Source organism: Mesorhizobium sp. YR577, assembly GCF_900116595.1.
Taxonomy (GTDB): domain Bacteria; phylum Pseudomonadota; class Alphaproteobacteria; order Rhizobiales; family Rhizobiaceae; genus Mesorhizobium_M.
The window spans coordinates 76636-95728 of record NZ_FPBI01000011.1 but is presented as its reverse complement, the minus strand read 5'-3'; the positions used below and the strand labels follow the sequence as shown (position 1 = coordinate 95728).

At 62.1% G+C, this 19093-nt stretch carries 16 protein-coding genes; 3 read left to right on the top strand and 13 right to left on the bottom strand.

Going from position 1 to position 19093, the window contains the following annotated elements:
* Positions 1–70: 70 nt before the first annotated feature.
* The 9 genes from BM413_RS17420 to BM413_RS17380 all read right to left on the bottom strand — a co-directional run bounded on the left by BM413_RS17420 (position 71) and on the right by BM413_RS17380 (position 10873).
* A complete protein-coding gene (locus BM413_RS17420; RefSeq protein ID WP_091915280.1) occupies positions 71–2098 on the bottom strand; it encodes a bifunctional metallophosphatase/5'-nucleotidase in 2028 nt (675 codons plus the stop codon).
* A 137-nt stretch (positions 2099–2235) separates the two neighbouring features.
* Positions 2236–3489, bottom strand: a complete 1254-nt coding sequence (locus BM413_RS17415; protein WP_091915278.1) for a phenylacetate--CoA ligase family protein — start codon at positions 3487–3489, stop codon at positions 2236–2238.
* Positions 3490–3517: 28 nt separating this feature from the next.
* A complete protein-coding gene (locus BM413_RS17410) occupies positions 3518–4198 on the bottom strand; it encodes a zinc metallopeptidase (protein ID WP_348272908.1) in 681 nt (226 codons plus the stop codon).
* Positions 4199–4221: 23 nt separating this feature from the next.
* Complete coding sequence (locus BM413_RS17405; protein WP_091915276.1) at positions 4222–4608, bottom strand: outer membrane lipoprotein Omp10; 387 nt, start codon at positions 4606–4608, stop codon at positions 4222–4224.
* 93 nt (positions 4609–4701) lie between these two features.
* Complete coding sequence (locus BM413_RS17400; RefSeq protein ID WP_091915274.1) at positions 4702–6147, bottom strand: homospermidine synthase; 1446 nt, start codon at positions 6145–6147, stop codon at positions 4702–4704.
* Between the two features lie 106 nt (positions 6148–6253).
* Entirely contained in the window at positions 6254–7210 is a 957-nt protein-coding gene (locus tag BM413_RS17395) for a heme-dependent oxidative N-demethylase family protein (protein ID WP_244537903.1), read from the bottom strand.
* A gap of 36 nt (positions 7211–7246) precedes the next feature.
* Positions 7247–7906, bottom strand: coding sequence for an aminotransferase class IV family protein (locus BM413_RS17390; protein ID WP_091915547.1), 660 nt, complete (start codon positions 7904–7906; stop codon positions 7247–7249).
* Positions 7855–9003 (bottom strand): aminodeoxychorismate synthase component I, encoded by a 1149-nt coding sequence (locus BM413_RS17385; RefSeq protein WP_091915272.1) that lies wholly within the window; start codon positions 9001–9003, stop codon positions 7855–7857. The genes BM413_RS17390 and BM413_RS17385 overlap by 52 nt, the downstream gene beginning before the upstream one ends.
* Before the next feature lie 34 nt (positions 9004–9037).
* Positions 9038–10873: a M3 family oligoendopeptidase gene (locus tag BM413_RS17380; RefSeq protein WP_175544349.1), complete on the bottom strand. Its 1836-nt coding sequence runs from the start codon at positions 10871–10873 to the stop codon at positions 9038–9040.
* 146 nt (positions 10874–11019) lie between these two features.
* Between BM413_RS17380 and BM413_RS17375 the strand changes: the two genes are divergently transcribed.
* A complete protein-coding gene (locus tag BM413_RS17375; RefSeq protein WP_091915271.1) occupies positions 11020–12534 on the top strand; it encodes a sigma-54-dependent transcriptional regulator in 1515 nt (504 codons plus the stop codon).
* 291 nt (positions 12535–12825) lie between these two features.
* Positions 12826–14595, top strand: coding sequence for a peptidoglycan L,D-endopeptidase MepK (locus BM413_RS17370; RefSeq protein ID WP_091915269.1), 1770 nt, complete (start codon positions 12826–12828; stop codon positions 14593–14595).
* Positions 14596–14713: 118 nt separating this feature from the next.
* On the opposite strand, the gene BM413_RS17365 is transcribed toward BM413_RS17370, so the two are convergent.
* A complete protein-coding gene (locus BM413_RS17365) occupies positions 14714–15355 on the bottom strand; it encodes a 2-dehydro-3-deoxy-phosphogluconate aldolase (RefSeq protein WP_091915543.1) in 642 nt (213 codons plus the stop codon).
* A 184-nt stretch (positions 15356–15539) separates the two neighbouring features.
* Positions 15540–16289, bottom strand: coding sequence for an N-acetylmuramidase family protein (locus BM413_RS17360; RefSeq protein WP_091915268.1), 750 nt, complete (start codon positions 16287–16289; stop codon positions 15540–15542).
* A 175-nt stretch (positions 16290–16464) separates the two neighbouring features.
* Between BM413_RS17360 and BM413_RS17355 the strand changes: the two genes are divergently transcribed.
* Positions 16465–17391, top strand: coding sequence for an oxygen-dependent tRNA uridine(34) hydroxylase TrhO (locus tag BM413_RS17355; RefSeq protein WP_091915266.1), 927 nt, complete (start codon positions 16465–16467; stop codon positions 17389–17391).
* Between the two features lie 924 nt (positions 17392–18315).
* Here BM413_RS17355 and BM413_RS17350 read toward each other — a convergent pair.
* Positions 18316–18579 carry a hypothetical protein gene (locus BM413_RS17350; RefSeq protein ID WP_244537902.1) on the bottom strand — a complete coding sequence of 88 codons (264 nt, stop codon included), beginning with the start codon at positions 18577–18579 and terminating at the stop codon, positions 18316–18318.
* 45 nt (positions 18580–18624) lie between these two features.
* Positions 18625–18918 (bottom strand): hypothetical protein, encoded by a 294-nt coding sequence (locus tag BM413_RS17345; protein WP_091915264.1) that lies wholly within the window; start codon positions 18916–18918, stop codon positions 18625–18627.
* Positions 18919–19093: the final 175 nt, after the last annotated feature.

Here is a 19093-nt window from a genome sequence, read left to right as displayed (position 1 = left end):
CGGGGCCGCTAATGCAAAAAAGGCCCGCCGGCGAACCGAGCGGGCCTTTCGTAAGACGTGTACCGCGAAATCAGTTCGCGGCGGGGATCGCCAGTGTCGCACCGACGGGCAGATGCTTTGGCGTGTATTTCGAGTTGGCCTCAGCGATGCGCTTCCACTTGAAGCCGTCGCCATAGACCTTCTGGGCAATGTCCCAATAGGTGTCGCCGGCGACGATGACGTGGCTGTCAGGTGATGCCGCCGTGGCAGTTCCGGCTGCGGGCGCAGTGGTTGTTGCAGATGCGGCCGCGGTGCCTGCTGCCGGCGCCGTCGTGCCGCCTTCGACCTTCGGTGCCTGATTGGCGATGTCGCCAGAGGCGGCCGGCATGTCGGGCAGCTTCACGTCGCCACTGGCGGCAGGCGCGGCGCCTGTTGCCGGTGCAGTGGTACCAGCAGCCGGTGCCGTGGTGGTTTCCGCCGGCTTGGTCGCATCGGCCGGTGCTGCAGCCTGTGCAATTTCGGTGATGCGGCCTTCAATCTTCGGCGTGTAGGGCTGATGGGCGCCGAGATAGTCCGCAACCACCTGTTCCAGTCCCGGACCGTAGTCATAGGCGTTCTTGGCCTTCTCGGCGAACACCTTGTAGCCGTCGCCGCCCTGGCGCACATAGTTGTTGGTGGCGACCGTGTACTCCTTGTCCGGGTTGATCGGCGCCCAGGCGCCGTTCTCCATGACCTCGACCGACTTGATGCGTCCCTCATTGGGGGCACCCGACCTGTCGAAGGAGTATTTCAGCCCTGCTACCTGCGCGAAGCGTCCGGCGCCGTCGTCGATCTGGCTGACGCCGTTCTCAAGCGCGGCTTTGAGATCCTTGCCGGCAATCTGGAAGGTTGCGATGGTGTTCTGGAACGGCAATACGTTGAGAACCTCGCCCATCGTGACCTTGCCGCCGTCGATCGAGGCACGCAGGCCGCCGCCATTGGTTATGACGATCTCGACGCCCTGGCCTTTGACCCTGTCCAGCACCGCATCCGAGACGAGATTGCCCATCGCGCATTCCTGGGCGCGGCAGGTTTCGCGGCTTCCGTCGATAGCAGCTGCCGTCTCGCCCACCTCCTTGGCTTTCAACTCCTCGATCGGAGCGCCGAGTTCCTTGATGCGGGCAAGCACTGCCGGGTCGGGCGTGATCGATTTGTCGAGGAAGATCGGGTCGCCATTGGCTTCCTTGATGTTGCCGTCGTCATCGAACACCACCTTGAACTCGCCAAGATATTTCGAATAGGAAGCCGCCTGCACCACCGCCACCTTGTGGCCGTCCGGATTGTCGACCATCGTCGGATAAGGGCCTTCGGCCTTGGGGTCGGTATTGGACAGCAGCGAGTGGCTGTGGCCGCCGACAACGACGTCGATGCCCGGAATCTTGGCGATGACATCGCGCTCGCGCTTGTAGCCGATATGGGTGATGGCGATGATCTTGTTGACGCCCTCAGCCTTCAGTTTCTCGACCTCGGCAGTGATCGCCTTGACGTCGTCCTCGATGGCAATGTTCGGGCCGGGCGAAGCCAGATCCGGCGTATCGTTGGTGATGCCGCCGATGAGGCCGATCTTCTGGCCGCCGACTTCGACGACCATCGACGGCTTAAACTTGCCGGCAGCGCCGGATTTGTCGTTCGGCACGACATTGGCGCTGATTACCGGAAACTGAGCCTTGTCGAGAAAAGGTACAAGCGCGCTCTCGCCGTCGTCGAATTCATGGTTGCCGAGGGTAACGGCGTCCAGCTTCATCTGGTTGAGGAATTCTTCTTCCGCCGCACCCTTGTAGGTGATGTAGAACAGTGAGCCCTGGAAGCTGTCGCCGGCATTGAGCAGCAGGACGTTCTGGCCGTCCAGCTTCTTGCGCTCCTGGGCGATGGCCGTGATGAGCCGCCCCGCGCCGCCTATGCATTCGCCCTTGGTCTCTTCCTCTGCCGAGCAGGTCGACTCGTATTTGTTGTTGCCTTCGATACGGCTGTGCCAATCGTTGAAATGCAGGATATTCAGTGTGTAGTCGGCAAAGGATGCCCCGGTCGAGAGGGCGAATGCCGATGCGGAGAGCGCTGCGGCAGCGACGAGCTTCTTCATTTGGTGTCTCCCGAGTGATCCTGTCCGGAGGCGTTTAACGCCAGTCCTTGACCGTTTTTTTACACGGCTCGCGGGCATGTTCACATTGCGGTTTGGCGGATGCAAGAGGAATCCAGCCCTAGTCGACGGTCTGCCGATTATTTCGCGTAGTCGCGTTCGTCAGCAATTATCTTGCCGTCGTTCGGCAGGGAGCCCGGCATGGCGATCTGCACGTCGCCGCCAAGCTTGGTCACGTCGCGAAGCGAGGCTTCGAGCGCATTCTTCTCCGCTGTCCGGCCATTTGCCGGCTCGACATGCAGCACCATCGTGTCGCGCTCGCCGTCACGCCCGACGACCAGACGCGCTTTGGCAATCTCGGGATGACGCCTGACGATGTCTGCGACCTGCTTGGGGTCGACGAACATGCCCTTGATCTTGGTGCGCTGGTCGGCGCGGCCCATCCACCCCTTGATCCGGGCATTGGTTCGGCCACATGGCGAAGCGCCCGGCAGGATCGTGGAGAGATCGCCAGTGCCAAGACGAACCAGCGGGTAGGCGGGATTGAAGCCGGTCACCACGACCTCACCGACCTCACCGTCGGGTAGAGGGTCGCCGGTGCCAGGGCGCACGATCTCGATGATGACATGCTCGTTGACGATCATGCCGGGGAGAGGCGTTCCATCTTCCGCAGCACTTTCATAGGCGATGACGCCGAATTCGGCTGTGGCGTAGCATTGTAGAACGTCTATCCCGCGCTCGCGATATTCCGCTCGCAGCGAGGGAAAAAGCGCTCCGCCCGACACCAGTCCACGCCGGAAGCACGAAAGATCCTTTCCGGCCTCGGCTGCCCTATCGAGCATGACCTTCAGGAAATCCGGGGTGCCGCAATAGACTGTTGGCTTCAGGCTGGCGGCTGCCTCCACCTGCATGTCAGTGTTGCCGGTTCCTGCTGGAAAAACCGTGCAGCCGAGCGCGCGGGCGCCCTCGTCGAGGATGAAGCCGCCGGGCGTCATGTGATAGGCGAAGGCATTATGGACGATATCGCCAGGACGAATGCCGGCGGCGAAGAAGGCACGCGCCGCAGCGCCTTGATCGACCTTCAGGCCCTGCGGCTCCCATAGTGGACCCGGTGACAGGAAAACGCGGCTGCCGGCGAGTGCGGCGGGATCGGCAAAGCCACCGAAAGGTGGCTCGGCCATTTGAAATTCCATCAGCTCGGCTTTTCTCAGAACCGGCAAGGCAGTCATCGCCTGCCTGCTGGTGATGGCCGAAAGGTCGACCCCGTCCAACCATCGGGCAAGGCCGGGTGCGGCTTTCACGGCAGTCTTGAGAAAGCGGGGCAGCGCCTCGAACAATGCCTTTTCGCGATGGGCCGGGGCCTGGGTTTCGGCCGTATCGAAAAAAGCAGTCATCGCGTTCTCCCTCCGCGTTGCGGCGGGACTATCGCAAGACTCTGATCCAACGCGCAAGGTTGAACAGCGATATCAGCGCACCGGCAAGATAGGTGAAGGCTGCGGCGCGCAGGACGTGGCGCGCTGCGGGCATATCTTTATCGCTGAGATAGCGTCCGCGCTGCAGAATGGGCAGAGCCTTTCCGAAGCTCGCATCGAATTCGACCGGCAGCGTGACAAGATGCACGACAGCGCGGATCGCCAGCATGCCGACGCCAAGCCCGAGACAGGCCAGGAAAGCCGCCGGGGTGCGGAACACTGCTGCAAGAATGGGCGCGCCGATCAGGATGACCGAAGCAATCTTGTCGGTGGTTATCGCCAGAACGGCCAGCCTGTGGCGCAGCGCCAGCATCTTCTCGCCGCGACCGTCCTGCAAGGCGTGAGAAACTTCGTGTGCTGCGATTGCGACCGCGGAAACAGACCGTCCGTCGTGGTGCGCAGGCAGCAGCCTGACGGCCTTCGCCTCGGAATCATAATGATCGCCGAGTTCGGTCGTCTCCACCTTGACGTGACCGAGGTCGAACTCATCGAGCAGGTGACGGGCAAGCTCACCGCCTGTGCCGGGAAAATCGGGCCGGTCCTTGCCGTGATGGGCGATGATCGACCGCACCCAGAACTGCGGCACGAAAACAATCGCGGCCAGCAGCACTATGCCGATGACCGCGATCAAAACCCGTCCTCAGAAACGCTGGTTCAGCCGACCGCCGGCCGCCGTGTCAGCACGAACTGCTGGCCGCCGGAGCTGGTGCAATTGAGCTGGTTTGCAGCGACCATCGAGCAATTGACGTTGCTGGTGGTCTGGCGGATCAGCGAGCGCATGGTGATTTCCACATTGCGGTTATCAGCCATGCGATAGCTGCCTTCAGCCAGCTTGTTGCCCGTATCGAGCGCGTTGGTCTGGAATACGCCACCGGCAAAGCGCGAGACGGCAACGCCATCCGTGCTCATCCATTCGCCTTCGACGCCCTGGGGAGTCGCGGCGAGAGGCCCGCCACCCGGCCCGGAGCTGACGCAGCCGGCCAGAATGGCGGCAGTTGCGGCAATGGCTGCCGCCGAAAACAGTTTGCGCGCAATCGTCATGATAAAATTCCTTCCTCGGTCCGCAATCAAGCAATCACCCGATTTCCGGGCGATTGCAAGGGCTTGGGGGTACCAGAGACTTATGAATGAGAGTTAACGTACCAGTATGTTACGGAACTGCCACGGGTCCTTGGTGTCGATGTCTTCGGCAAACAGGCCTGGACGGCCCTCTAGAGGCGTCCAGTCGGTGTAGTAGCCCTTCACCGGGCCCAGATAGGGCGACTGCACTTCAAGGCAACGTGCGAAGTCCATCTCGTCGGCTTCGACGATGCCGGCTTCGGGGTTTTCGAGCGCCCAGACCATGCCGGCCAGTACGGAAGAGCTCACCTGCAGGCCGGTCGCGTTCTGGTAGGGCGCGAGCTTGCGTGCCTGCTCCAGAGTCAGCTGCGAGCCGAACCAGTAGGCGTTCTTGTCGTGACCGTAGAGCAGTACGCCGAGCTCGTCCGAGCCGTCGACCAGCTCGTTCTCGTCCAGAACATGCTGCACCGGCTGCGCCTTGCCGGCGGCGCCGAACATCTCGTCCAGCGAAAGCAGGGCGTCGTTGCAGGGATGATAGGCGTAGTGGCAGGTCGGGCGATAGGAGACCTTACCCTTCTTGTCGTGCACGGTGAAGAAGTCGCTGATCGAAATGGCTTCGTTGTGCGTCACCAGCAGGCCATATTGGGGGCCCGGGGTCGGGCACCAGGTGCGCACGCGGGTGTTGGCGCCGGGCTGCTCCAGGAAGATCCCCGCCTTTGAGCCCTTCTTATGCTTCCTGGCATTTTTAGGCGTCCATTTTTCGTGGGTGCCCCAGCCGAGTTCTGCCGGCTGGAGGCCCTCGGAAATGAAGCCTTCCACGGACCATGTATTCCAGAAAGTATTGAACGGCTTGGGAGTCTTTGCCCGCTGGGTATCGCGCTCGGCGATGTGAACGCCCTTGACGCCGGTCTTCTTCATCAGCCGGGCCCAACCGTCGCGGTCGTCCTGCGCCGGCGTGGCGAATTCGAGGCCAAGATCGGTGGCGAGGTTGACCAGCGCCTGTTTGACGAACCACGAGACCATGCCCGGATTGGCGCCACAGGTGGAAACGGCGGTCGGGCCACCCGGATGCTTGCGCTTTTCGGCCAGCAGCGATTCACGCAGGGCGTAGTTGGTGCGCGAGGCGTTGTCGGCCTTGTCGTCGAAATAGAAGCCGAGCCACGGCTCGATGACCGTGTCGATGTAGAGAACGCCGAGCTTGCGGCAGAGACGCATGAGCTCGACCGACGAGGTGTCGACGGAGAGATTGATGCAGAAGCCGCGGCCTTCGCCCTCGGTCAGCAGCGGGGTCAGGAGGTCCTTGTAGTTCTCCTTGGTCACAGCTTCGTGCAGGAAGGTGATGCCGCGCTCATCGAGCAGCTTGCGGTCGGTGTCGCGCGGGTCGATGACCGTCATGCGCGACTTGTCGAATTTGAAATGGCGCTCGATGAGAGGGAGCGTTCCGCGGCCGATCGAGCCAAATCCGATCATCACCACCGGGCCTGTGATCTCACCGTAAACGGGCCATTTTTCTTTCGCCATTCTTCAAAACGCTCCTTGTTTCGCGCCTCCGGAAGGTATTTCGGACGGTCGCCAGAGTGCCAGATCACAGATCGGCGTCACAATAAAGAAGATTCCGCCAACAGGGTTAGGAGGCGCCGGCCATCTGGCTCAACACCGCGACCAGCCGATCGCGGTCGGCGCTCAGCCCCTTGTAGTCGAGCTGGGCCTGGTCGAGACCGGCCAACTGGCCGGCGAATGATGCGGCAAGCGTTGCTCTCTCAGGATGTTTGCCCAGCATCGAAAGCGGGTTCAGGTAGATGCGGATGGTGAAGAGAATATCCTGCGATTTCGGCAGTTTGCGCAACGTCTGGCGTTCGACGCGGATGAAAGCCTGCGCGGCGATCTCGTCCTCGGAAAACTTCGAAGGCTGCATGGTGGCGCGGTCGATGCGCTGCCGTTGCGAGATGGGATGATAGAGCGCGTCGCCGGCCTGCAGCGACCAGTTGAAGCGCTCGACGGCCTGCCCCTGCAGCCTGTCGAACATGCGCTCGATCAGTTCGGCGGGCCGTGTGCCCGGTCCGAAGCCGGGCACCGGCTCGTGGATATCATGCAGCGGCTTGCCGAATTTTTCCGTGAGCGACCATGACGAGGGAAAGCATAGCGATCCTGCGGCGAGCCGCCAGCCGTTGTCGCCCTTGCGCATCAGGATGAGGTCTTCGGGAACGAGCAGTGACGCGGTGCGCAGCGGAGGTGTTTCCGCCGCGTTCAACGCGATGCGCCGTCCAAGCGCGGGTATCTCGATGGCGTCGCCGATACGCCGATAGGTCTCTGGAAAACGCTCCGGCAAATATGCCACGAGAGCATCGAGGATTTCGCGCTGCGCTTCGCCGGTATCGGCTTCCGCGACGAAGACTTTTTCGAGCAGCGCCCCGTAAAGCCGATCCTTCTCGGCCAGATAGTTTTCGAGATCGCCATCGATCTCGATCCATTCATGCGGGTCGAGCGGCTTCAGGCCGATCGTGAAGGGCTGCGAGGAGCCGTCATAGGGCGTGTGGGTGAGCGTTTCGTTCAAGGCATCGTCCGGATCGTCGTTCAGCGGCACTATGCCGTTCCTGAAGCTGGGCACAAGAAAGCTCTGCTAGGCCAGCCGTGCCCGGATGAGGCCCCGTAGCGAATTGCCGACGAAGAGGGTTTTTGCCTTGTATAGATCGTCAGTTGTGAGAACGGCTTCGATGGCCTTTCCAGTTTCCAGCAATTCGGCGCGCAGAACACCGGCCAGCAAGCCGCAACGGAGCGCCGGCGTCCGCAGCACACCGTCGCCGGTATCGACGAACAGCGTGGTGATGGTTCCCTCGCAGGCCTCGTCTCGCTCGTTCAGCAGGATGACTTCGTTGGCCGCATCTGCCGGAAATTCCGATCTCGCTGCCTCATAGGCCGCGCGTTTCGTCGTCTTGTGGCGCAACAGCTGATCGTTTGAAGCCAGCCGCGCTTTGGCGATGGCAACCTTCCAGATGGTGTCGGCCGGGAGCGGCGCGAAAGGCTGTGTGGTGACTTTGGCTTTGCCTGCCGGGTCGATCGTCAGGCGAATGCGGAGCGGTGCGCTTCCACTTGCGTTGTTCGAGAGTTCGCGCTCCACCACAGCCTGTTCAAACTTGAAACCGAGATTACGCGCCGACGCTTCAAGCCGCGCCAGATGCCGCTCAAGCCGGACGAAACCTTGCGCCGGCTCCCAGCGCAGTGTCTCGATCAGTTCGAAGTCGGGCGGGTTCCCGTCGCGAAGCGGGCCTTCAGAAGACATTCCTCATATTCCTCTTCAGCCGTCGAATCGAAGACGATGCCGCCGCCGACATTGTAGACGGCCTCGCCCTCGGGATAGAGCGAGATGGTGCGGATGGAGACGGAAAAGCGCATCGTGCCGCCGGGCGCGATCCAGCCGATGGCGCCGCAATAGGCGTCGCGGGCCGTGCCTTCCAGATCGTGCAGGATTTCCATCGCCCTGATTTTGGGCGCACCGGTGATCGAGCCGCATGGGAAGAGGGCGGCAAATATCCGCGCGATCGACAGGTCGGGCAGGAGCTTTGCGCGCACCCGGCTGACCATGGTGTGCAGCGTCGGGTAGGTCTCGATCTTGAAAAGCTCCGGCACGTCGAGCGTGCCGACTTCGCTGATCAGCGAGATGTCGTTGCGCAGCAGATCGACGATCATGCGGTTTTCCGCCTGGTTCTTCGGGTCGTTGCGCAGGAAGTGGCGCTGCGCCTCGTCCTCTTCCGGGGTCGCACCGCGGGGCGCCGTCCCCTTCATGGGATGCGTCTCGATCCAGCCTTCGCTATCGATCTGGAAGAAAAGCTCCGGCGAGCGCGACAGAATGATCGGATCGCCAAGCGAAACCAGCGCGCCATATTTCACCGGCTGGCGCTCGGTCAGTGCGTTGAAGGCGGCAAGCGGGTCGCCCGACCATGAGGCGTGGATCGGGAAAGTCAGGTTGCCCTGATAGCAGTCGCCCTGCCGAAGATGCTGGTGCAGCCGCGAAAAACGCTTCTCGTAGTCCTCGAACGACCAGGTCGCGCGGGCATCGAAGATCGGGCCGTTGGTCACCGGCTGACGAAAGCCGGGCAGATCGCTTTCCGATGGACCGTCGAAGACGCCAAGGCAGATCAGCGGCGCGCGGCGTCCCTCGGGCAGGATCGGCCGCAGCTTGGGCTCCAGCAGATAGCCGGCCTCGTAGGAAAAATAGCCGGCAAGCCATTTGCCGGCATCATGGGCCGCCTGTGCTGCCTCAAGTGCCGGGAAGAAGCTCTCCGGCGTGTCGGCGACAATAATCTTGTGCGGCCGGTCGAACAGGAGTTCGTGGCCGGCTGGATCGTCGCGGAACAGGACGAACGGGGATGCTGGCATCGTGCTTAACCGGTGAATTCCAAATCTGCCCGGCTCAATCGAGCGTTTCCAGCTCGTCGATCAGGTCGCCGATGACGGCAAGGCCGATCTGCCAGAAGGCCGGGTCGGAGGCGTCGAGGCCGAACGGTCTCAGCAGCTCGGAGTGGTGCTTGGTGCCGCCGGCGCGCAGCATGTCGAAATACTTCTCCTGAAATCCCCGTTCGGCGTTCTGGTAGACCGCGTAGAGCGAATTCACCAGGCAGTCGCCGAAGGCATAGGCATAGACGTAGAAGGGCGAATGGATGAAGTGCGGGATATAGGTCCAGAAGGTTTCGTAGCCTTCGCGCAGCCTGATCGCCGGTCCCAGGCTTTCGGCCTGCACTTCCAGCCAGAACTGACCCAGCTTGTCGGACGTCAGTTCGCCGTTGCGGCGTTCGGTGTGCACCTTGCGCTCGAACTCGTAGAAGGCGATCTGGCGCACGACCGTGTTGATCATGTCCTCGACCTTCTGGGCGAGCATGGCCTTGCGCTCGCGCCGCTCGGTGGTCTTGTCGAGCAGTGAGCGGAAGGTCAGCATCTCGCCGAAAACCGAGGCAGTCTCGGCAAGCGTTAGCGGCGTTGAGGCCATCAGCGCGCCCTGCGCGCCGGCAAGCACCTGATGCACGCCGTGGCCGAGCTCGTGGGCCAGCGTCATCACGTCGCGCGGCTTGCCCATATAGTTGAGCAGAACATAAGGGTGAGCCGACGGCACTGTCGGATGCGCGAAGGCGCCCGGCGCCTTGCCCGGCCGCACCGGCGCGTCGATCCAGCGGCGGTCGAAGAAGGTGCGCGCGATCTGCGCCATATCCGGCGAAAACCGCTGGTAGGCCGACAGTACCGTGTCTTTCGCTTCGTCCCATCCGATTGTCGCCTGCGGTGTCTCGGGCAGCGGCGCGTTGCGGTCCCAGTGGTTCATCACGTCCATGCCGAGCCAGCGCGCCTTCATCGCATAATAGCGGTGCGACAGGCGCGGATAGGCGTCGCGAACGGCGGAAGCCAGCGCATCCACGACGCTGCGCTCGACGCGGTTGGCGAGGTGGCGGCTATCTGCAATGTCCTCGAAGCCGCGCCAGCGGTCCGAGATTTCCTTGTCCTTGGCAAGCGTGTTGGTGATCAGCGTGAAGGTGCGCAGGTTTTCCTTGAAGGTTGCGGCCAAGGCTTCCGACGCCTTGCGCCGCACCTCGCCATCGACATCCTGAAGCCGGTTCAGGGTTGGCTCCAGCGTCAGCTCTTCGCCGTCGATGTCGAAGCGCAGATCGGTCATCGTTTCATCGAACAGACGGTTCCAGGCGCCGCGCCCGGTGATCGACTTCTCGTGGAAAAGCTGCTCGATCCGGTCTTCCAGCTGGAAGGGCTTGTCTTTTCTCAGGTCGAGCACCCAAGGTCGGTAGTGGCCGAAAGCCGGGTCGGCATCGAGTGCGGCAAGAACATGCTCATCCTCGACCAGATTAAGCTCCAGCGCGAAAAACAGCAGATGAGCGCTGGCGTCCGTCATCTTCTCCTGGATGTCGCCATAGAGCTTGGCGCGCTGCGGATCGGCAGTGTTTCCGGCATAGATCAGCCCTGCATAGGAGGCGATGCGGCCGATCAGTTCCTCGATCGCCTCGTAGGTGCGGAGCGCTTCGCCGAGCCGGCCGCTGGCGCCCTTCTGGGCTTCAATCGCCAGCGTTCCCTTCCAACGGGTCTCGAAGGCGATTGCGTCTTTCGCCGCCTTTTCGAGGTCGCGTTTCAGTTCCGGCGCATCCATGGCCGCATAGAGGTCGGTCAGATCCCATTCGGGAAGATCGCCAAGATCACCGGCTGCGTGGCCGGAGGTCAGTGGAGCGGCGTTCCGCCCCGAAACCATGCGCATAGAATTACCTTCCGATTTCAGACGAGGAGAAGGCCGGACTTTTCTTAAAGCTTTCGTTCACCGGCTTTTTTGAAACCTTATTTAGAACCCTGTGCCAGTCTGATCCAGACAGCAATCAATCTCTAGTGCGATTCTCCGAATTATTCATGGCAGCTTGCGTTCTCATAGTCGACGACGATCCCGTGCAACGGCGCCTTCTGGAAGCCGCAGTCACGAAGTTCGGCTATGAATCCGTGCTGGCAGATGGCGGCGAAGCGGCGCTCAGGCTGCTTGAAGGCGGTGACGTCTCGGTCGTCATCCTCGATCTGGCGATGCCCGGCATCGATGGCATCGGCGTGCTCACGGCCATGCGCGAGCGTGGCATCACGCTTCCTGTCATCGTCCAGACAGCCCAGGGCGGCATCGAGACCGTTGTCTCGGCAATGCGTCACGGCGCGTTCGATTTCGTGGTCAAGCCGGCCTCTCCGGAGCGGTTGAAGACGGCGATCACCAATGCCTTGAAGATCGAGACGCTGAGCAGCGAGGCGAAGCGTTCGATCCGCGGTGGCGGCACGCTGACCTTCAAGGACATGATCACCAGAAGCCAGGCGATGGAGCGGGTGATCCGGCTCGGGCAGAAGGCTGCCGCTTCCAGCATTCCTATCCTGATCGAGGGCGAATCGGGCGTCGGCAAGGAACTCGTCGCCCGCGCCATACAGGGTTCGAGCGCGCGCCGGTCGAAGCCGTTTGTCACCGTCAATTGCGGCGCGATCCCTGACAATCTGGTCGAGAGCATTCTCTTCGGCCACGAGAAGGGCTCCTTCACCGGCGCGACCGAGAAGCATACGGGCAAGTTTGTAGAAGCTCATACGGGCACGCTGTTTCTCGACGAGATCGGTGACCTGCCGCTCGACGTGCAGGTCAAGCTGCTGCGCGCAGTGCAGGATGGTGAAGTCGATCCAGTCGGCGGGCGGGCGACCGTCAAGGTCGATATCCGACTGATTTCGGCGACGCACCGCAATCTTCTGCAGCAGGTCAAGGACGGAAAGTTCCGCGAAGACCTTTTCTACCGGCTGAATGTCTATCCCATCTACGTGCCGCCGCTGCGCGAGCGCCGAGACGATATTCCGCATCTCGTTCGGCATTTCATGGCGAAAGTGCCGCCGTCGGATGGGCGCGGCCGTGTCGTGGATATCTCGTCGCGGGCCTTGTCGATGCTTCAGGCCTATGACTGGCCCGGCAACATCCGCCAATTGGAAAATGCGGTATTTCGGGCGTCCGTGCTGTGCGAAGGTGACGTGCTGACCGAGGAAGAATTTCCGCAGATCAGGGCGCAGGTCGAAGGGGTCATCAGGCTTGAGGATGTAGCCTCCGACGAGGCGCTCAGCGATGATGCTGAACCTGCGCTGGCGCGATCCGACGTCGAGCGCATGCACATCGCGCCGCCGGCAATCGCACCTGAGACGCATTTCGGCATCCTGAAAGCTCTCGACGACCGAGGCAATGTCCGGTCGCTTGCGGAGGTCGAACTGGAGATGATCAAGCTGGCCATCGATCACTACAACGGCCAGATGAGCGAGGTTGCCCGCCGGCTTGGCATCGGACGCTCGACCTTGTACAGGAAGCTCAAAGAATATGGTATCGACCCGGAAACTGGTCGGGCCGAGCGCCTGGTGTCCTGACCCAATTCTTAACCAGCGCCACGCAAGGCCCAGACGATAAACCCCCGGTTTACCAAGAACTCCCGCGCTTAATTTTTGCCGGGATAATGCCACGGTGTCACCGCATTTCGACTTCAATAAGCAGTGATTAACCATTAGGATCGATATTCGGACGTAACTTTCCACGTCCGGAAATTCAAATCCGGGGACAAACGGCAGTCTGTAAGGCCTTTTGATTTGATTAGCATCGAGCGATTCACAACCCGGCGATTCTTCAAAACGACCGGCTGGCAAGGTTTGCTGGCGGTATTGATGGTCGCCTTCGGTTTCCTCACTCTGGCAGCATCCGCGGCAAGTGCCGAGACACGGACGCTGAAGCTCTACTTCATCCATACCAAGGAGAAGGCAGAGATCACGTTCAAGCGGAATGGCCGCTACGATCAGTCCGGCCTGCAGCAGATCAACCGGTTCCTGCGCGATTGGCGCCGCAACGAACCGACCAAGATGGACCCGCGGCTTCTCGACCTGGTCTGGGAGGCTTACAAGGCCTCCGGATCGCGCGACTACATCCACGTCGTTTCGGCCTATCGTTCGCCGGCCACCAATTCCATGCTGCGCGGCCGCAGCAAGGGTGTCGCCAACAAGAGCCAGCACATGCTCGGCAAGGCGATGGATTTTTATCTCCCCGATGTGCGGCTCAAGACGCTGCGCGAGATCGGCCTGAAGATGCAGGCCGGTGGTGTCGGCTACTATCCGACGTCCGGCTCGCCCTTCGTCCATTTCGATGTCGGCAATGTGCGCCATTGGCCGCGCATGAGCCGCAAGGAACTGGTCGCAGTCTTCCCGAACGGCAAGACACTGCATGTGCCGAGCGACGGCAAACCGTTGCCGGGCTTCGAGCAGGCGGTCGCTGCCTATGAGGCCCGCAAGGGCAGGGGCGATCTGGCTATCGCCCTGGCCAGCAACAACAGCAGCAGCAGCAAGCGCTCCGGCGGGCTTCTTGCAGCCTTCTTCGGCGGCGGCGGTGGAGCCGACGACGACGAAGACAGCAGCCCGGTCGTAGCTTCTGCCGCACCCGCTCCGAAGGCCGCCGTCAGGCAGGCTCCGGCAGCACAGGCCCCAGCGGTTAAGGCAGCACCTTTGCCCGGCATCCAGATATTGTCTCCGGACGAGGCCCAGCGCGCCGATATTCCGGTGGCGGATACGCCGAAGCCGGTGGAACAGACGCCCGAGACCATCATAGCTGCCCTGCCGGCGCGCAACGTGCCGCTGCCGGCATTGGCGCCGCGCCCGCAAGCCGAGGTTGCTCCGGCAGTTGCCGCTGCCCAGGCACCGGAACAGGTTCCGTTCGGCATGGCGAGTGCGCCATTGCCTGAGGCGCCGGCTGCTCCGGAGCAGGAGGTTGCGCTCAACATTCCGTTGCCGACGCGCCGTCCCGACTACACGCCGCCGTCCGAACTGGCGACGCCCGCCCAGCAGCAAGCGATCCTGCTGGCACTGGCCGAGCCCGAGGGCAAGAACCGGACGATGGCCGACGCTTCGCCCGTGCCGCTGCCGGGAAATCGCCCGGAAACGGCCGATCGCGATATGATCGTGGCAGCGCTGCCCGAAGCGCGGCCGACACTGCCCGAGCCTGCCAATGCCGATGCAGCCGCCAACGCCGCTGCCGTCGATGCGGAGCTCAAGGCCAGCCATGCGCGCGTCGCAGCACTCAACAATGCCGCGGCCTTGCGCGAAACGGTCACCGAACGCCCCACCGCCTCGGCAGCCGCAGCGGTCGATACCGGTGCCAAGACGACACGCAAGGCGGCACGCGCCAGCGCCCAGGATTCGAAGCCTGATCGCAAGCCGGTCGTGGTCGCGGCCCAGCCGCAGGCCGCGCGCTGGGTGCTGCACAACGACTATGTGACCAAGGCTTCGGCCGGAACGCGCGCACCTTCCTTCGCCTACAACATCGTGCGGACCGCGCCGCGTGAAGTCTACACCGCCGGTTTCCAGGCCGAGAACCAGCTGGCCGACGCCAACCGCTTCTCCGGCAAGGCGGTCAAGTTCCTGACGGTGGCGCGCTTCCAGACCCACTGACGGCAACGCCGAACTCGAAAAACAAAGCGCCGGGTTTTGCCCGGCGCTTTTTGTTTGTGGGTTCGGTATCGGCAGCGTCATCTGTGCTGCGACGGAGGAGCGCCTGTGGCTTGTGCGCTTAGCTCTTGCGCAGGCCGGAGGCTTCACGGGCGAGCGCCTCGATGGCGGCCCAATCGCCGGCCTTGACGAGATCGTCGGGCGCGACCCAGGAGCCGCCGACGCAGTTCACATTGGGCAGGGACAGGTAGTCGCGTGCGTTCTTGGCGGAGACGCCGCCGGTCGGGCAGAATTTGATGCCGGCGAAGGGCGAGGCGAGCGCCTTGAGGAAGGATGCGCCGCCCGCCTGTTCGGCCGGGAAGAACTTTAGAAAATCCAGCCCGGCCTCGCGCGCGGCCATGATCTCGCCCGGTGTGATCGCACCCGGCAGCAGCGGAACTTCGCTGTTGCCCGCGGCTGCAAGAAGCTCGCGCGTGACGCCGGGGCTGACGATGAATTTCGAGCCCGCTTTCTCGGCCTGCTCGAACTGCCTGGCGTCGAGAATGGTGCCGGAGCCGACGATCGCTTCCTCGACTTCGCCTGCTGCCCGGCGGATAGCCTCCAGCGCATCGGGCGTCCTCAGCGTGATCTCGATGGCGCGCAGGCCGCCACGGGCCAGAGCGCGCGCCAGCGGCACGGCATCTGCGACATTGTCGATCTTCAAAACAGGGATGACCGGCTGGCCGTCGAGGAGGGAAAGGAGCTTTTCGGTCTTGCTGGACATCATGCTTTCTCTTGGCAGGCTAGATCGCCGGGCGTCCATTCGGACGCATAAAGGACGATCTAGTAGTTTGAATGAGCATCGGAATATTCCGAAAACCGGCACCCACTTTTCGGTCCGATGCTCCATGAATTTCAATCGATTTAGCAGACGCCGACCGGCAAGTCCACGTGAGCACGGATTGTTGTTACCCCCTCCAGAGGAAGTTCGCCAGTTTCCTCAGCATTGCGCGCCAGCCGCCAGCCTGTGCCGTTTTGGCAGGCGCCGCACCGGGAAGCGCGACCGTCGGCGAGATTTCGCTGCGGGCAGGTGAGCCGCCAGATGGCGAAGCTGCTGTGCCGGTGTCCGTCTCGCTCGCCCTGTAGCGCTTGTAGGCAGCTGCGATCCTCGTGTGGTAGGCGTGGCGCTTGTAATCCGGCCCGTTGTAGCCGCGCGCGAAAGCATCCCAGTCGTGCCGGCGGATAGCCGGAACGAGACCGCTCTTTTCGATATAGCGCTCCATCAGTCTCGTCTGGCCGGCAACGCCGGAGCGCGCCTGCCTCACCAGTGCCTCGACATTGGCAAAGCCCAGCCATGCCCAATGGGTGCCCATGACCTGGCCGAGGCCCCAGGATACGGACTCATATGCCGCCTTGCGGTCAATGGCTGCCGCGCGTTCCAGCAGGCGCCAGCGGGCCTCCTGCGTCTTCGGGTTCGGAACGCCGCCTGCGGCCGGCGACGAAAGCTTTTGCGCGCGTGCTTTCGCGCGATTGTCAGGCGACAGGCGCCGGTCGAAATAGTGGCCCTCGAAACGGATCATCGGCTCCTTGCGCCCTTTCACCAGAGCGTAGGCCTTGCCGGCGCTTTCCACCTCGGCAATGGCCAGCAATGCGGCGGGTTCGATGTCGAGGGTATTTGCGACGGCGGAAATTTCGCGGATGGTTTCCTTGCTGAACATTTGCGGCGGCACTCCTTGTTTTGCCCGCCAATTCTCGCCGCGTTTTCGCAGGCGGGGATAAACTTGCGCGTTTTACGATATGCCCGCCGGCGCGCCGCTGGTGCAAGATTATGAAAACATAGGTATTTTTCACCGGGCTTGAAACAAAAACGCTCAAAAGCTACTGGCGGTGACCATGAATTCATCCACATCCCGCCAAGCCTTCCGCGTTGCCGCGCTCTACCGGTTCTGCCGGTTCGAAGCGTTTGCCGCGCTGCAAGCACCGTTGGCTGCCTTCTGCTGCACTCGTGGCATCAAGGGTACGCTGCTGCTTGCGCGCGAAGGCATCAACGGCACGGTGGCCGGAACCGAGGCGGCGATCGCCGAGCTCGTCGCCTGGCTCGAAGCCATTCCCGAGCTTGCCGGGCTTGAGCTCAAATACAGCCACTCCGCCGAAATGCCGTTCCACCGCATGAAAGTGCGGCTGAAACGCGAGATCGTGACGATGGGCGTCGAGGGCATCGACCCGCTGGAAGGGGCAGGGGCCTATGTCGCGCCGCAGGACTGGAACGCGCTGATTTCCGATCCCGGCACCTTGGTCATCGATACGCGCAACGACTATGAGGTCTCGATCGGCACGTTCCAGGGCGCAGTCGACCCGAAGACCAAGAGCTTTCGCGAGTTTCCCGACTGGGTCGCGCAACATCGCGACGAGCTCGAGGGCCGCAAGGTGGCGATGTTCTGCACCGGCGGCATTCGCTGCGAGAAGGCGACCGCCTATGTAAAATCGCTCGGCATCGATAACGTCTTTCATCTCAAGGGCGGCATCCTGAAATATCTCGAGGACGTGCCGGCTGAGGAAAGCCTCTGGCAGGGCGAGTGCTTCGTCTTCGACGAGCGCGTTTCCGTTTCGCATGGTCTCGAGCCGGGCGATATCTGCCTCTGCCGCGCCTGCCGCCATCCGATCACGCCGGAAGAGAAGCTTTCGCCGCAGTTCAGCGATGGCGTGTCCTGCCCGCATTGTTATGAGGCCCGCACCGACGAGGACCGCGCCCGCTACGCCGAGCGCCAGCGCCAAGTGGCTCTGGCGGAGAAGCGTGGCGAGAAGCATATCGGGAGCTAAGCGGTGCCACTCCTTCTCCCCTTGTGGGAGAAGGTGGATTGGCGCGCAGCGCCAAGACGGATGAGGAGTGCTGGACGGAGTGCCGTCTGTTCCGAACAGCCGTAGCAGGCATAGCTACCCGTCCCTCGTCGCGCTCCGTCCAACACCCCTCATCAGACCTCCCCTTCGGGTCGGCCACCTTCTCCCACAAGGGGAGAAGGAGAGGCGCACTTCATCATCGCCACGCCCGGTTTTCACCGTCTGGCCATTGTCAAAGAACTCCCTCTACGAGGGTGGGAATGCGGGGCGCAAAGGCCTTGCCTTCCTAAGTGTAAATTCGTGGCGCAGCCATTGCGCCCCGCCAGCGCTCTTGTCCCGCTCAGTCGCCTCGGCATTCGCGCCGCCAGCCGTAGCTAAGGACCCGGGCTTAGGGGTTCATCACCCAGCAGTGCTACCGCAGCACCACCAGCCCGGACGCCGACGCTTCCCCCTGATACCCGGTGCGCACCAGGGATCCCGTTGGAAGCGGATTTGCGAGGGGAAGTATGGAGGAGGCTGGAAAGAGGGGGATAGATTGGGCGTGAAAAAGTGTTCGGTGTGAATGGAAACAACGGGTTGAGGGGAAATTATGTGGAAATCTTTCCACACCTTCGCAAGCTTCAGTTTCGGCAGCTCTGCACCGCGACAGCCGTCATAGGTGTTCCGGCATGGATCCCCGAGTTCTTCGCATTCGTTCCGCTCATGCTGCGACCCGAGGATGACCAAGGGAGGGAGGCTCCGGCTGATCATCACCGTTGCAAATGAAACGAGACGGAGTGTCGGGTCGCGGACAACATATCTGGACCGCATCTCCACCCACCCAAAACACAAAAAAATTCCGCCCTGGACGCAGTACACGCCAGGGCGGAATTGTTCGGATCTTGGGGGGGAAAGATCCGACAGGGATTACTGGACGGCGGGGGTTTCCGTCTTCGGAGCTGCCTTCTTGGCGTGCTTCTTATGCTTCTTATGCTTCTTGTGCGAAACCTTCTTGTGATGAACCGGCTTCTTCAGCGTGGCTTTCTTCACCAGCGGCGTGGTTGCCGTGGTCGAAGGCTGGGCCATCGTGGCGCCGGCTGCATTGGCGGTCGAAGCGGTCAGAACCGGAGCCGAGAAGGTGAGAGCAACGGCCATGCCGACGGCGGAAAGGAGGGTCTTGTTGATGGTCATGATACGTTTCCTTTTTTCACAAGGGCCTGGGTGGAGTTTCGCCGGTCAGGGATCGACCGGTTGCACCCCGAGCATCTTCAGTGCGGTGGCGTAGGCACGAATGCCCTGGGCCTGCTCTTTGCCGGCACAGAACTTCGTCGCTTTTTTCTGAAGAGCTTTCGCTTCGGTGGCCCGTTTTGCCTCAGCGTGGTTGGTTATTGCGTTAGCGAATTGCTGCTGCAGGCTGTTGCAGCGATCGGTCCGGGTTACCGGGCTTTTCGCCATTGGTTGTTCGGTGGCAGCGCCAAGCGAGAACACGCTGAGCAGAACGATCATCGAACTGGTCACGAGCTTTCGCATTTTGATCCCTAACCGACACCTCAGACGCCCTGAGCAGCACGGTTGTTATGACGGACCGTTTTTGCGGGTATTTTTCCCGATTGCAGAGTTTTGTTTCTGGATTGTAACAGCCGAATTCCGCACGGTTTTTTGCCTGCCGACCGCTCCCAAACCCGTCCTTATTCTGCCATGGTCG